This window comes from Pseudoalteromonas luteoviolacea H33-S, assembly GCF_001625695.1.
Classification (GTDB): Bacteria; Pseudomonadota; Gammaproteobacteria; order Enterobacterales; family Alteromonadaceae; genus Pseudoalteromonas; species Pseudoalteromonas luteoviolacea_B.
On record NZ_AUXY01000083.1, the window covers coordinates 77,930 to 92,252 of the forward strand.

Here is a 14,323-nt window from a genome sequence, read left to right on the forward strand (position 1 = left end):
ACTAGCGCACCTCCAAGCCTAAGCTGTACTGGCACAAGCACCGCACTACATAGCTAATTTTTAATAGAGTGGCGAACAACAAACTGCCAATATGCGCACTGATCTGTATGGGTATAGATAGCAGGTGAGAAAGCGGGTAACTGGCGATGATAGCGAAGCCAAAGCCGACTATACTGGCGACAAGTAGCCAATTCGAAGCGCTAAGTAAACGAGTAAAAACGCCCGTAAAGTTCTCTTGTTGTATTTGCATATGTACACCTACTTAGGTTGATTTCGTGTCATATACATCGCACAAGATGTGCCAACTTTTAATTGCAATAAAAACATATAGTTATGATTTTTGTAATTTACATTAGAGTCAATTTGACATACTCTAAATGGAGTCTTTTCATGCTTTATAGGTCAATATGACATGGATAAAAGAGAGTTATCCCAACTAATTACATTTAATCAATCACTTGCTGAGGCGTTGCCAAAAGATAATGAGGTTGATTTGGTGTCATATTGTGGTGCGGTGATGCATGCGCTTAAAGCCTTCATCGGTGCAGATGCGATAGCAGTACTTGGTCACGAGCAAGGGGCCTTGGTTCCGCTGGCTGCAACAGGATTGGCGCCAGAAGTCATGGGGAGACGATTTCAATTATCAGAGCACCCAAGGCTCAGAGAAATAGCGCACAGCGCAACGGTACCGGTGATTTTTCCTGCTGACTGTCCACTGAGCGACCCCTATGATGGCATGTTGATTGCGGAAACGGGGGATTTACCTGTGCATGCTTGTATGGGCTTTGCAATGTACGAGCAAGATAAGTTATTGGGCGTGATCACATTTGATAGTTTAAGCCCGTATGCTTTTGACGGTTATGGCGCTTCTTTACTTGCTATGGTGCAAGCATCGGTGTCCAGCCACTTTAGCGCAGTAGACAATATGCATAGATTGTCAAAGCGTGCCAAATCCGGGATTGCGATGTTAAATGAGCTGAGCCATCAACAATACACCATGGTTGGTGAGTCTGTGCCGATGCAAAAGCTTAAGTCGGACATTAGCCTAGTTGCAAACTCTGATCTGAGTGTGCTTATTCAAGGAGAAACTGGCACAGGTAAAGAGTTGGTAGCACGGCAATTGCATGCGCAATCTAATCGCAGTACCGGGCCATTTGTGCAAGTAAACTGTGCGTCGTTACCTGACAATCTGGCAGAAAGTGAGTTTTTTGGTCATCGTAAAGGGGCGTTCACAGGTGCAGATAAACACCGTGAAGGCAAGTTTTTGGTAGCCGATCAGGGCACGTTGTTTTTAGATGAAATTGGTGAATTACCGCTGCATATTCAAAGTAAATTACTGCGGGCATTGCAAAGCGGGGAGATCCAGCCTGTAGGCAGCGATAAGCCGCACTTTGTGAATGTTCGGATTGTGGCAGCGACAAATAGAGATTTACAAAAAGAAGTGGATGAGGGGCGGTTTCGATCAGATCTGTATCATCGCTTAAGAGTTTTTCCGCTCCAGGTTCCAGCCCTTAAACACCGCAGCACAGATATCGTCCCACTCGCTGGCTATTTTGTAGAGCAGCTTCGCAAGAAGCTAGGGGTGTCTCAGCTTTTACTGGATGATGATTTGCTTGCAAGTTTAAAAGCCCATGACTGGCCGGGTAACGTTCGAGAATTGGAGCATGTATTAAGTCGCGCGGCACTTAAAGCAAAGCATTCAAATTGGCAAAAAGACATTATTAAAATTATGCCTAGCCACTGTGAACTCAGTTTTGAATCTCCAAAGGGGGAGCTGGAAACACATACACGTGGTGAGCAGGCGGTAATGTTACAGCCAATAAAAGAGGCCACAGAAGAATTTCAACGCAATCTTATTTTAAAAGCGCTTAACACCCATCAACTCAACTGGGCTGCGGCGGCCAGAGCACTTGATATCGACCGAGCAAATTTAGTCCGTTTAGCTAAGCGCTTAGGGGTCGAAACTGTAAAGAAAGTTAAGTAGCCAAGTTAGGTAATCGCAACGGCGTGTTTAAAGTGTTAATCGAGACCTTAATTCAATTGTTATTGGCAATGAAAATTGTTCTTAATTCTTTTATAAGTTATTTATTTTAAAAGGATATTAAAACTTTTTTGTTATTTTCATTTAGTCTTGCCAAGTACGAATATTGGACTAGTGTTAAATAGCGTCTAACTGATTTTGCCACTAGGGGGCCCTATGAAGGGTAGTAAGCAAGTAATTGTCACTTTGAATAAAATTTTGACACTCGAACTCACGTCGATTAACCAATATTTTTTACATGCTCGTATGTACAAAAATTGGGGACTTGAAGAGTTAAACGAAAAAGCCTACAAAAAATCAATCAAGGATATGAAGCAAGCAGATGATTTGATTGAGCGCATTTTATTTTTAGAAGGCTTACCGAATTTACAGCATCTCGAAAAGTTACGTATTGGTGAGCACACCGAAGAAATGCTCAGCTGCGACCTTGCTTTTGAGCATGAGCAGTTACCAGCACTACGCGAAGCCATTGACTTGTGTGAGAAAGAGCAAGATTACGTCAGTAGAGAGTTACTCGAAGAAATCTTAGAGTATGAAGAAGAGTACGTGGACTGGCTCGAAACTCAAGACTTCTTAATTAAGAATACGGGTATTGAAAACTATCTTCAATCACAGATAGAGGATTAAATTATGCAAGGTTCCAAAAAAGTTATCGACTTGCTAAATAAGCAACTCACCCTTGAACTCAGTTCAATGGATCAATATTTAGCACACTCCAAAATGTATGAAGATTGGGGAATGGCGCGTTTGCATGACAAATTGTCTCATGAATATGAAGAAGAGTTGGATCATGCTAAACGTATTACTGAGCGGATTTTATTTTTAGAGGGAACACCTGATACGGCTTCACGTGCGCCTATCAATGTAGGCAGTAACGTAAAAGAAATGCTCGAAAATGATTTAGCCGCCGAAGTGGTGGTGAAAGATCATCTGAAAAAGGTCATTGCCGTATGTGAAGAAGAGCAAGATTATGTAACAAGAGAAATTTTAGAAGCCTTGCTTGATGACACAGAAATGGATCACATTTACTGGCTAGAGCAGCACCTTGGCCTGATAGATTTAATCGGTATTCAAAACTACATCCAAAGCCAAATGAGTGGGGATGCAGGATCTGGCAGCTAACGTGGGTTAGCATGTTAAGCAAAGTAAAAGAGCGCTATATGCGCTCTTTTTTTGTGTTATTAATTTTCTGTTTTTTAAGTAGTTTTAGAATAATCCCTCTAAACTGAAACAAGACCACATTAAATAAACCTTGATCTACCTAGAGTATTGATTAATATAAAACGAACGTTCGTTCTTTTTTTTGGCGTGTTATGGGCAAAGGTAAACAAACTAAACAGCAAATTTTAGCCAAAGGCTTGGCATTGGCGTCTGAAACTGGCCTAAATGATCTGACAATTGGCATGTTGGCTACTGCATCAGGCATGTCTAAATCTGGGCTGTTTGGTCATTTTAACTCTAAAGAAACCATGCAGTTAAATGTTCTTGAATATGCATCTGACTTATTTAAAGAACATGTCATTTTAGCGTGTGATAAAGATACGAGGGGCTTGGCAAAGTTAAATCAGCTTTGCCAAAACTGGCTTAATTGGTATAAGCCAGATGCGGCGACTTGTATTTTTATCAATGCTGCGGTTGAGTTTGATGACCAACCTGGCGCGCTTAGGGAGCACATCCAAGCCACTTTAAAAAACTGGCTAAGCTACTTACAACATATAGTCTCACAAGCCATTCAAGATGGAGACTTTAATTCAGACACTTGTCCAAAACAGTTTGTGTTCGAACTGTATTCTTTATATCTCGGAAGTCAAAACCTGCGCTGGTTATCACTTGAAGATGATGAGCGTAGTCGTTTTAAAACTGGGTTTAATGCTTTGTTAGATAAATATGGAGCCAAAACGCATGAGCAGTAAAATATACTTTTCTGACCAGAATAAAAAATCTATGAGCTTCCATGTGACTAGGGGGGTGTCGAGTTTCATGGCCAAAGTCGCACCTAAAATGAGCTTAAACGCGACTCGAAAACTACTGTTAACACCTGCAGCAGGGCGAAAAGAGGTCGCAGTACCACAGGAGATGAGTTGCCGTGAACTTGAAACACCCTATGGTGCCCTAAACTTGGTAGAAGGTGGAGAAGGTCCAAAACTTGTTTTCACTCATGGTTGGTCTGGCGGCGTGAGTCAATTTTATCCATTGATGCAAAAAGTCATTGATGAAGGGTTTTCTGTGGTTGGCTTTGACCATTTTGGACATGGAAAAAGTGCTGGCAAGTTTGCAAATTTACCTCTGTTCATTAAAGGGCTCAAACATGTTTTGGCTGAGTATGAAGATGAACAAATTAGGGGCATTGTGAGTCATTCCATGGGCACAATTAGCGCAGTAAATGCAACTTGTGATGCCAAACACGTCATGATTGCGCCTACATTTGATTTTTACAATTCATTTCAGGAGCGCATTTACTCGACTGGGATCACCGATAAACTGGTTGATCGGCTACTTAATGAAGTAGAGACAGAGCATGATATGGTATTTAAGTCTCTACAAGCAGAAAACCACTTGGCTAAGCAGTCTCAGCTTTTAATGGTTCATGACAAAGAAGATAAATACGCGCCATACCAGCATACTTTGGCGCAGGTTGAGAAACACAATCATGCCAGTTTACATAGTACACAAGGTCAAGGCCATGGTAGGGTTATAAACAGTCCACAGACTTGGCAAGCGATTAGACAATTAATTGATATTTAATACTTTGATGGAATTGTAATTCATAGGCAAGATAGACTAACTTTATAGTAGCTAAAAATAATTGATTAGTGCTTATGTTCAAATACTGTTGCGCCGTGCTCTTTGTCGTGTTGTCGACTTGCTTATTTGCAAAAGAAAAAAGTTTACCTGAATTACATATTTATCATGATTCAGACTATAGTACCCATCGACAGTCAGCTGTTGCGATAAAAATGGGTTTTTTGACTGCGTTAGATGAAGTAGACAACCAAGCGCAAGGTTATAAAATTAAGCTGTTATCTCGAGACCATCGTGGTAACAGTAATCGCAGCTTTTTGAACTTTAAGCGCTTTTTGAAAGATCCATCGGGGCTGTTTGTGCTCGGTGGATTACATTCCCCCCCTTACATAAAATACCGTGAGTTTATCAATACTAATCAAATTCCATTGTTGGTGCCTTGGGCAGCAGGTGGTCCCATTACACGGTATGATGAGGGTGAAAACTGGGTATTTCGCCTGTCTGTGGATGACACCAAAGCGGGTATCAAGCTCGTGGAGTTTGCTAATCAACGTGCGTGCAAAAATCCTCACCTTTTCTTAGAAAGAACGCCTTGGGGCAAATCTAATTACAAATCAATTGGTAAAGCTTTGGGTAACCCAGAGGCAACGGTAACTTGGTTTGATTGGGGCATGAAGGAAAGCAGCGCAAAAATTCATATTAGAGAAATGCTCGCAAAAGACAGTGGTTGTATTTTGTTTGTTGGTAATGCCATTGAAGGCAAGCAGCTGGTCTCAGCGATGGCTGACTATCCAGAGGAACAACGAATTCCAATTATTAGTCACTGGGGTATCACGGGCGGGGACTTTTTTCAGCAGGCGAAAGTAGATCTTGCATCAGGCATAGATTTGCACTTTATTCAAAGCTGTTTCTCATTTCAGCGGCGCCCATTATCTGGGCAAGCAGTTAAAGTGTGGAACAATGCTAAACGCATGTTTCCTGATGAATTTGCAGAGCGTGACTTTTTATTTGCGCCTACTGGATTCATCCATGGTTATGACTTAGCAAAAGTTGCGTTGGCGGCCATCGAGCAAATAAAGCTAACCGGTGATATGTCCAAAGACAGAGCTGAATTTAGACGTGCCCTTGAGCAGCTTGATAAGCCTGTTAAAGGGCTTATCAAAACTTACCAAAACCCTTATTCCAAGTGGAGTAAACAAAACCCAGACGCCCATGAGGCCTTGGGAATAGGCGATTTATGCATGGCATACTTTGAGTCTAACGGCAGTACCAAAGTGCTGGTCGGTAATCCATGATCCGCTGGCTGAATAAGGTATTTAGCATGTCCTCAGACAGGGCTTTTTATGCCTTTTTGTTATGTAGCTTAGTCCTATCAATTGTTATTAGTTTGTCTTTGGTTGGTACTCGAGCAGATAGCTCGGTGAAAGAGCTTCAGCTACAAGCAAGACAAACCGAAGCAAAGTTGGCGGTCAGTAACCTTGGTCAGTTTGTGTCAACGCGTCTTATCCTATTAAAGGATTTAGCCAAAATCCCCATGCTTTCAAATGCCGTGATGGGCAGTGATATATCGCGCGCTTCACTGTCTGATTTTTTAAAAGATTATAAGGTGTTGGGCGGGCATGTACCTTTGCACCTTTACAATGTGCTTTCTGAGCCGGTTTTTACAAATTCCCCTCTATACAGTGGAAAATTTAGTCGTGAACCGTGGCTGGATCAGATGCTATTGGGTGAGCTTGGGCAAGCGGTAGTCTTAAAACAAGAAGAACAACAGTTTAAGTTTATTTTGGCTGTGCCTATAGAATACAACGGTTTTACGGAAGGGGTACTGATCTCTGAATTTAAAACCGACCTAGCCTCGCTTTTGGCCATCGACATGAGGCAAAGTGAATTAGTGGTTGAGCTTGCTGGTCAATGGGTTGAGTACAGCAATGCGGAGGAGGGTCTAGAGTACTTGCAGCTGTTCGAAAGCCGTTTACCAGACACAGATATAGAGATAAAATTCTTTATTGACCAACAGATCATTCAAAATAGCGTAAACACCTTCATTTTAGCTATCGCAAAAGCGGTTGTGATTAGTTTGTTATTGTCTTTCCTTTTACTGTTTTTCTTTGGTCGCCAATTATTGCTAAATCCATTTAAGCAATTACAGCTGTCCCAGAAAGAGACTCAAAAAAGTGAAGAACGATTTAAATTAGCAATTAAAGGCAGTAACGACGGGATTTGGGATTGGGACATAGAAAAGGGCAGCATGTTTTACTCACCCAGATTTCGAGAGTTGTTGGGCTATGGTGCTAATGATATGAATGGTTTTCCTGACGTGTTTGATAGTTTAGAGCGAGCTATTCACCCAAAAGATAAAACCCATACATTTGGGGCGTTGAATACGCATTTGGAAAGCGGAGATGTGTTTGACGTTGAGTTTAGAATGCGTAACCACAACGGCGACTATAGATTTTATCGCTCAAAAGGTTTGGCACTTCGTAATGAGCAAAATAAAGCAGTGCGTATGTCAGGCTCTCTGACGGACATAACTGATCAAAAAATGTATCAAGAAGCGCTTAAAAAAGCGAAAGAGCATAATGATTTATTGGCTTATGCGATTGAATCATGTGATGTCGGTATTGTGATCACTGATGCTTATAAGAAAGATATGCCTTTGAGCTTTATAAACTCAGCCTTCAAGCGAATTACTGGGTATGATGAATCAGTTATTGGTAAAAACTGCCGTTTCTTACAAGGTGAGCAAACATCGAATTCTGCAGTAGAGGCAATCCGTGAAGCGATAAAACTACAGCAACCGCACAGAGAAAAAATACTGAATTATCGCAAAGACGGTGAGCCATTTTGGAACAATATGCACATCGGTCCTGTGTTGGATGAAAATAAAAAACTGATCGCATATGTGGGCATTTTGCAAGATGTGACCGAGCAAATTCGTCAACAAAAAGCATTGGCGGATGCGAAGGTGCAAGCCGAGCAAGCGAGTGAAGCGAAGAGTGCTTTCTTGGCATCGATGAGTCACGAGATCCGCACTCCGATGAATGGGGTGTTGGGTATGCTTAATTTAATGATGAATAGTCCACTAGATGATGAGCAAAAGCATCGTGCACGGCTTGCGATGAATAGTGCTAATTCGTTACTCAACCTAATCAATGACATATTAGATTTCTCCAAAGTAGATGCTGGGAAGCTAGAACTTGAGTTGCTTGATTTTGATTTACGAGAGCTGTTTGGTGATTTTTCAGAATCCGCTGCATTGCAAGCTCAAAGCAAAGGCATTGAGCTCATTTTAGATATTGTAAAGGTCGACAGCTCAGTAGTGAAAGGCGACCCAAGCCGTTTGCGACAGGTATTATCTAACCTTGTAGGTAATGCGATTAAATTTACAGATGAAGGCGAAATTATTATTCGCGCTGAGCTCAATAAAGTAGACGATAAGCTGCGTTTAGACTGTTCTATTATTGACTCTGGTATAGGCATACCGTTATCAAAGCAACATAAATTATTTGAAACCTTCTCACAAGTAGACTCATCTACTACAAGAAAATATGGCGGGACGGGCTTAGGTTTATCGATTGTTAAAAAGCTCTGTGAATTGATGGGCGGTAGTATTGGCGTTAAAAGTGAAGAGGGTTGTGGTAGCGAGTTTTACTTCTCTATTAGCTTAGGAATAGGTGAGCAAAATAACCGCCCAATGCCAAAATTTGATATCAGCAAATTAGAATTGTTAATCGTCGATGATAATCAAACAAATCGTACTGTACTTCGAGAACAATTGGAAATTTGGGGCGCCTCTGTTACAGAGGCTTCGTCTGCCATAGAAGCGCTTTCTCAATGCGAAACACGACTAAAAGACCCGAGTAAAACCTTATTTGATATCGCCTTATTAGACATGCAAATGCCTGTGATGGATGGCGCAAAACTTGGTGCCGAGATGCAGGCTGATCCTAGGCTGAGCAGTATTAAGTTGATTATGATGACATCCATGGGACATCAAGGAGATGCGGCATATTTTGCAAAACGAGGCTTCTCTGGGTATTTCCCTAAACCTGCGACCACAACGGACTTACACAATGCATTATCGGTAGTTGGAGAAGATGGTGAAGCGCTTGCCAATGCAAAGCCGATTGTTACTTCCCATTATTTGAAATCGTTTAAAGACAATGATGCGTCTGAGCCCGTTGTTTGGGATCCAAAACCCCGTTTATTGCTTGCTGAAGATAACCACGTAAATCAAATAGTCACAACAAGCATGCTGAAAAAGCTGGGTATTGAGTTTGTCGACGTCGTGACTAATGGCCAAGAAGCGATTAATACATTGCGTCACTGCCAACATTCGAAACCTTATGACTTGGTGCTTATGGACTGTCAAATGCCTGAAATGGATGGGTATGAAGCAACAGGTTTAATTAGACAAGGCCAAGCAGGGTATAGCAACCAAGAGATCAAAATTATTGCGCTTACTGCAAACGCAATGAGTGGCGATGAGAAAAAGTGCCGAGATGCCGGAATGGATGATTATTTAACAAAGCCAATTCAACCTGGGACCTTGTTACAGTGTCTGAAAGCGCATTTGAGTGCACAAAACGCGCGCTCTGATGTGACTGAGTAAAAATTAATAGCCATATCGCAGGAAATTTGGCATATTTGAGTACTGTTTAAATATACAGGCTCTAATTTTGAAAACACTGCCCGAAAAATATTATCTCACGCACTTTTTTGAGCTGCTTGATTACTTAACGCAAACCAGCTGGGATTTGTTAAGTGATAAGCAGCGAGAGAAAATTAATGAGTTTAAGCGCCTTTCGCAAGATGCGCAGTGTTTATTAGTTCGGGTGATCAATCGAAAGCGTGATTTTGTGTGCGACACTGATCTCGTTTACGAAGAAATCACAGACTATGATCAGGCTTATCAAACGCTAAAAACATGTGGCTGGATAAGTCATGCAACATCCAATTCAGAGCTTGAAGGCTTAATTTCAGAACTGAATAAAACGCAGCTCATTGCACTTGTGAAAACCCATATTTTTGATGAACCACCTGTAAAATCAGCAAAAAAAGCACAGTGGCTTGACTATACGTTATCTCAGCTGGAAAGTATCAACCCTGCATCAGCTATCCTTCAAGAATACTTTTTTTCACCTTTCAAAGCTGATTTTTCCTATTTTTTGTTTTTATTTTTTGGAAAGTTAGGTGGTGCACTGTCGCAGTTTTCGATGCGAGATTTGGGGGTAATGCAAACGCAAAGTCAAAGAGAACAGGGCAATGCACATTTTGAGCACCGAGATGAAGCACTCAGTGCTTACCAATATTGTAATTTATACAGCGAGCTAAAATTATTGCCGTCTACTTCTTTGATAGAGAATGCACGTAAATTAGTGTCAGGGGAATATACTCACCCAGAGGGCCAATTAGCAAAGGTAAAATACGACCATCTCTGTTATAAGTTAGCAAATTTAGTTGCCAGTGAAGATACAGATTTAAGCGACGCTTTACTGACGTTAAGTGCTCATCCTAAGGCGCAAGAGAAATATATCCGCCAACTGTACGCAAAAGGTCAGCATGACAAGTGTAAAGAGTTGATTGAGCAATTACTTGACGCGCCCGGTGACGAGCAACTGTTGTTTTTTGCTGAGGATTTCTACCGACTTAAATTTACCCAATCCCGTACTTCATTGCTGACAGATATGCTAAGAGGCAGTGGTGCGCCGATCGCACTGGATGAAGCTTATGTCGGATACGTTGAACAAGGCTTAGTTGAGTATTATGGTCGCTCAGAGGTACAAGCTTATCACTGTGAAAATAGGCTTTGGCGCACCTTATTTTGTTTAAGTTTTTGGCATGAGTTGTTTGAAGATTCAAGAAATGCGTTTTCAAATGAGTTTGAGCGCACACCCAAGTGCATTAAAGATAACTCTTTTTATCAAGTGTTTGAGGTGGAAATAGAGCAGCGTTTAAGTACGTTTTCGAGTAATTCACAGTTATTAAATTGGTTAGTTAAACAAGCGTCTGAAACGTTTGGTTCTCACAATCGTTTGATGCATTGGCATCCTGATGGGCTTGCTCAGCTTTTTGAATTTGCAAAACACGCGCCTCTTGATGCTGTATGTAAGCATCTTCGCGCTATGAGTAAAGATTTCAATGGACTCAAAGACGGCTACCCCGACCTTATGCTTTGCCAAAATTCAGTTAAGTTTGTTGAAGTGAAAGCGCCTGGCGATAGTCTTCGTCGTAACCAGCTGATCACGATTAAAAAACTGATTGAGTCTGGATTTGATGTATCCGTTCAAACCGTTCAGTGGCAAGTTCAGCCAGATCAACCTTATGTCATTGTAGATATAGAGACAACAGGAGGTAAAAAAGAGCATGATAAAATCACCGAAATTGCCATGGTTAAAGTGCTCAATGGCGAAATTATTGGACAGTGGCATAGCCTGATTAACCCACAACGACGAATACCGCGTTACATCACTGAGCTTACAGGTATAGACAATGACATGGTGAGTGATGCCCCTATTTTTAGTGAAGTGATTGATGACATTGATGCTTTCAGCCAGCAGGCCATTTTTGTTGCGCACAATGTGAACTTTGATTTTGGCTTTATAAAAGCGGAATTTGCCCGTCAAGAAAGATACTTTAAACGTGCGAAGTTATGCACAGTCCAATTGGGCCGCAAGTGGCTTCCTGGCCATGCCTCTTACTCGCTGGGTAAAATCTGTCAGGATTTAGGGATTGCATTAAACGGTCATCACCGCGCTTTAAACGACGCAATGGCAACCGTTGAGTTGTTTAACTTAATTAATCAAAAACGACTCAGTGATAATCCACAAGAGATAAAAGGCGGTTAATAAATGTCACTATTTGACTTTAGCTTGTGTCAGCAAAGAGAGGGATACATTGTTTAATACTTTAGTGATGTTTATCAGCAAGTGTGGGGTTGCGGTGTCTTTAATTGCACTTGTTATGCTATTTATGCCAATACTTGGGAATAACATGACCTTGCTATTGATTGTGATTGGTGCGCTTTTTTTGTTAAACATACTAATGTGTGTGGTTTTTTATAAAGATAAATCAAGTGCTAAGAAAGAGGCGCAAAGGGTATCAGAAAAAACACTCATTTTGTTGTCTGCTTTAGCGCTACACAGTACAACGCATTTAGTGATGCATTTTACCCGACATAAAACCAATAAAGTGTCGTTTCAAGTTAAACTGCTAATGGCGATTGCTATTCAATTTACGCTGAGTGTAATTGGTTTTGTGCACATGTATGTATGAAGCTAAGTGACCTGTTTAACTTGTATTCAATCATGCAATAAAACGCCAGTAAGGTGATAAACGTAACTTACTGGCGTTGTTTATTATGGGGACTTTACTGTTCGGTCAGCTCGTCAAGCAATGACCAGCGGTGCTCTTTAACTTGCGTGCCTTTACCTAAGATCCAGTAATCATAATTGCTTTTTATGGTGCCTTTGCTTTGTTGAATAGACAGCCAGGTATTGACGTAATTAAGAATATCTACATTGCGTTTCGCTACCGCAAAGCCAACAGGGTATTTAAGCTCCGCACCATTTGGCACAACCACACCGTATTCAGGATAGAACATGCTCCATGCGAAGCCGGCTTCAGCACTAATCACTAAGGCATCAAAATCACCACTTTGTTCAAAAAAGGATTGGTGATTACCAAGTTGTTTGACCTTAATATGCTGATATTGTCTTGCCACATCGCGCATCAGTGGTTGATACTCGACATGAGCAAGGCTAAGACCGTCTTTATTCAGTAGCTGGTCTTTTGACGCAAATTCTTTGAGCCTGTGATCTTTGGCAACCAAGGCCAATTGCAGCTCCATAACCGGATTTGTAAAGCGAACACGGCTTAAGTCCAAAACGCTCATTTCAAGGCCTGACATAGCGATGTCAAAGTAGCCTTTGTTGAGATACTCAGCCAGTTGATGCTTTTTAAAAGGAATAAACTCAACCTTAACTTGTAAGTCAGACGCCAGCTTATGTGCTAAGCCAATATCGAAACCAACCAGCTCACCTTTTTGATTGAAATAACTAAACGGCACATTGTCGACTAGGTAGCCAACCCGCAATAAATTGCGTTTTTGGATAATATCAATATTGGTGAGTGAGAGTTCACCGCTCTGATATGCCTTTGGCACATGATTTAATACATCGCTAGGTACTTGATCTGACACCACCATGTTTGCAATCACATCGTCTGCGCCTTTGCTACTTTTTGCCAAATAGTTATTGGCGGTAAAACTCAATACCATAAATGCAGGCAGGAACACTGAAAGCAGCGCTAGATAGTATAAAGAGCGGATGCGTTTGAGGTGTAACTGTTTTTTGTTGTAAAAAATACACAGCAAGGTAACCGCGAAAATATACACAACAGTAGTTGGAGAGACCACTTTAGCCGTTAAAACGGACATTGATAAATACAATTGATAGCTGTCCGCTGGGATTTTTAAACTATCAAGCATATAAGGAATCGCAATGTGGACGTTTGCAAAGTAGCTCAGCATTGCTGAGAGTGTGACATTTGGAATTTGCTCTAACGAAATAGGATTCCCGGTCAACCATGCGGCAAAGGTGACAAACATTAAGGTTGTGAGTTTACCTAAACTTGGGAAGGTGTACGCAATAGGCACTAAGACCTCGGCAATATGATCAGACTCTTCATCACTGCGTTTTATTTTTTGTAAGTGTGCTTTAATACCTTCAGTGATCACTGGCAGTACAATAAACACGTTACCTGTACTAAATGCCGTTATCCACGCATTGCGCATGACTTTTATCAGATCTCGATATTTCACGGGTGTGAGCGCTGCGACCAGCATAGGAAGCAGAGCAAACATGAGATAAAAGCCCAAGCAAATGACCAACACTAAGTATATTTGCAAGTTGCTAAGCTCTTCTTGACCGATAGTACCCGCAGTGCTGGCAGTCATAGAGAAGATCCCGATTGGAAAAAATTTGATGACCTTTTTCGACATCACAGTCAAGCCTTGACCGACCACCTCAAGTACATCTAATAATTGATTTTTTCTGCCATTAGGTATGAGCGCTAAACCTAATGCGATGCAAAATATGACCAATGCAGGCACGTTGCCATCTGCCATTGAAGCAAAGGGGTTTGATGGAATATATTGCTGTACAAAATTTACTTCGGGCGCTTGTGCGACGAGGGCGGGGGAGAAGAAAGTACCCGCGTCATGGCTTGGTAAAGTTAAGGTAAAGCACCAAATAACGGCAAGGCCAATAACCCAAAGTGCAACCATAGTAATAGCGGCTTTGGCTAAGACCGTTTTGACCTGATCAGAACTGAATTTACCGAGTCCGACAACAAGACTGACTACGATATAAGGAAATATGGTGATTTGCATTAGGCTGACAAAGCCTTCGCCAATGGGTTTTAAAAATGCTACACGTTCACCAAAAATGAGCCCAGTGGCAATACCGAGGATCAATGCCCACAGCATCCAGTTCATGCTTTTAATCCAATCGAATACTCTATTCATTGTTACCCGCCGCA

11 protein-coding genes are annotated in these 14,323 nt (G+C 41.5%); 9 read left to right on the top strand and 2 right to left on the bottom strand.

Annotation, left to right across the window (positions count from 1 at the left end):
- Position 1 precedes the first annotated feature (1 nt).
- Positions 2-250 carry a hypothetical protein gene (locus N477_RS16475; protein ID WP_063362618.1) on the bottom strand — a complete coding sequence of 83 codons (249 nt, stop codon included), beginning with the start codon at positions 248-250 and terminating at the stop codon, positions 2-4.
- Between the two features lie 162 nt (positions 251-412).
- Here N477_RS16475 and norR point away from each other — a divergent pair, with 162 nt between their 5' ends.
- The 9 genes from norR (at position 413) to N477_RS16520 (ending at position 12,058) form a co-directional block, all read left to right on the top strand.
- Positions 413-1,984, top strand: coding sequence for a nitric oxide reductase transcriptional regulator NorR (gene norR, locus N477_RS16480; protein WP_063362617.1), 1,572 nt, complete (start codon positions 413-415; stop codon positions 1,982-1,984).
- 213 nt (positions 1,985-2,197) lie between these two features.
- Positions 2,198-2,668, top strand: coding sequence for a bacterioferritin (bfr, locus tag N477_RS16485; RefSeq protein ID WP_063362616.1), 471 nt, complete (start codon positions 2,198-2,200; stop codon positions 2,666-2,668).
- Between the two features lie 3 nt (positions 2,669-2,671).
- Complete coding sequence (bfr, locus tag N477_RS16490; RefSeq protein ID WP_063362615.1) at positions 2,672-3,163, top strand: bacterioferritin; 492 nt, start codon at positions 2,672-2,674, stop codon at positions 3,161-3,163.
- Between the two features lie 191 nt (positions 3,164-3,354).
- On the top strand, positions 3,355-3,954 hold the full coding sequence (locus N477_RS16495) for a TetR/AcrR family transcriptional regulator (RefSeq protein WP_063362614.1): 600 nt from the start codon (positions 3,355-3,357) through the stop codon (positions 3,952-3,954).
- Positions 3,944-4,786, top strand: coding sequence for an alpha/beta hydrolase family protein (locus tag N477_RS16500; RefSeq protein WP_063362613.1), 843 nt, complete (start codon positions 3,944-3,946; stop codon positions 4,784-4,786). The genes N477_RS16495 and N477_RS16500 overlap by 11 nt, the downstream gene beginning before the upstream one ends.
- A 74-nt stretch (positions 4,787-4,860) precedes the next feature.
- Positions 4,861-6,078: an ABC transporter substrate-binding protein gene (locus N477_RS16505; RefSeq protein WP_063362612.1), complete on the top strand. Its 1,218-nt coding sequence runs from the start codon at positions 4,861-4,863 to the stop codon at positions 6,076-6,078.
- 26 nt (positions 6,079-6,104) lie between these two features.
- A complete protein-coding gene (locus N477_RS16510) occupies positions 6,105-9,395 on the top strand; it encodes a response regulator (protein WP_231098122.1) in 3,291 nt (1,096 codons plus the stop codon).
- A 67-nt stretch (positions 9,396-9,462) separates the two neighbouring features.
- Positions 9,463-11,631 (top strand): exonuclease domain-containing protein, encoded by a 2,169-nt coding sequence (locus tag N477_RS16515; protein ID WP_081216506.1) that lies wholly within the window; start codon positions 9,463-9,465, stop codon positions 11,629-11,631.
- A gap of 49 nt (positions 11,632-11,680) precedes the next feature.
- Entirely contained in the window at positions 11,681-12,058 is a 378-nt protein-coding gene (locus N477_RS16520; RefSeq protein WP_155731932.1) for a DUF1294 domain-containing protein, read from the top strand.
- 94 nt (positions 12,059-12,152) lie between these two features.
- Here the strand turns inward: N477_RS16520 and N477_RS16525 are convergent, their stop codons facing one another.
- On the bottom strand, positions 12,153-14,270 hold the full coding sequence (locus tag N477_RS16525) for a cation:dicarboxylate symporter family transporter (RefSeq protein WP_419555245.1): 2,118 nt from the start codon (positions 14,268-14,270) through the stop codon (positions 12,153-12,155).
- Positions 14,271-14,323 lie beyond the last annotated feature (53 nt).